Origin of the sequence: Calidithermus terrae, assembly GCF_003574345.1 — a bacterium.
In the GTDB taxonomy this organism is placed as follows: domain Bacteria; phylum Deinococcota; class Deinococci; order Deinococcales; family Thermaceae; genus Calidithermus; species Calidithermus chliarophilus.
This window is the reverse complement of sequence record NZ_QXDL01000437.1, coordinates 1-1,091: the sequence shown is the minus strand read 5'-3', so window position 1 is coordinate 1,091 and position 1,091 is coordinate 1. Positions and strand designations below refer to the sequence as shown.

Here is a 1,091-nt window from a genome sequence, read left to right as displayed (position 1 = left end):
GCTCGAGGGGGGGTGGCGGCTCGCGCGTGGAGGTCAGGACGTGCGAACCCAGCCCCTCGACGAAGCGCCGCAGCAGCGGCAGGTGTTCGCCCTCGGCCTCGAGCACGTAGGCGCAGCCCCCCAGCACCCCCTCGCGCTCGAGCAGCCGTTGCAGGCCCTCGAGGTCGGCGGGGTTGGCCGGCAGCCCCTCGACCGGCAGCCGCAGCAGGCGCAGGCCCAGCTCGAGCGCGGCCCGCGCGGCGACGGCCAGGCGGTCGGCGGCCTCGCCGCCGTAGAGCTGGACCACCGGCGGGGGGCTTTGCTCGAGCCACGCCGCCACCACCCGCTCGGCCAAGGCCTGCTGCGAGGCCACCAGGGCGGCGGGCGGGGGCGGGGCCTGGAGGTAGCCCCACAGCCGCTCGTCGAGGCAGTCGGTGCCGGTGAGGTAGTGCAGCACGCGCTCGTCCAGGCGCAGGGCCCCCTGGGTGAGGTTGCCGCCCGCGAGCTCCACCAGCCGCCAGCGCCGCAGCGGCCCCGCCGGGGAGAGCGCGCTCCAGTGGGGCTCGCCCAGCGCCGCCAGGGCCAGCCCGAAGCTGGGGAAGGGCCGCAGCGGGTCCTTCTGCAGCAGTTGGGCGAAGCTGGCGTCCAGCTCCGGCCCCGCGCACAGCAGCAGCACCTCGCGCTCGAAGGCGGAGAGCCCGAAGGCCCGCCCCAGCGTCTCCAGCGCCGCCGGGGCCGGCAGGGCCTGGGCGGCCTCGAGCAAGGCCGCCTGCGCCGCCGGGAGCTCGGAGGGGGCCTCGAGGCGCGCCCGCACCACCCCCAGCGCGGCCATCAGGTAGCGCTGGTTGGCCTGGGGCCAGCCCTGGGCGGTGGCGGTCATGGCAGGCTCACCCGGGGTTGCACGTAGATCCCGAAGGTCGGGCTCAGGGGGTCGAGGTCGCGGGCCAGCGGGCTCTGAACCCCGTCCACCTCGGCCCGCACCAGGTAATCGCCCGGGTCAACGCCGCTGAGGGCGAAGGCGATCGTGCCGGTGTCGGGCTGGTCGGGGTCGGCGATGCCGTTGTGGGGCGGGGCGGGGAAGCTGTAGGCCCGCGACCTCGACCCCCTGAGCC

Annotated in this window: 2 protein-coding genes; both read right to left on the bottom strand. The window is 76.9% G+C overall.

Annotation, left to right across the window (positions count from 1 at the left end; translation table 11 throughout):
• Positions 1-859: hypothetical protein (locus Mterra_RS21440; RefSeq protein WP_218023007.1), on the bottom strand; the 859-nt coding region annotated here is incomplete at its 3' end.
• On the bottom strand, positions 856-1,091 hold a 236-nt coding region (locus Mterra_RS22740), incomplete at its 5' end, for a hypothetical protein (RefSeq protein ID WP_218023006.1). The genes Mterra_RS22740 and Mterra_RS21440, both read right to left, overlap by 4 nt.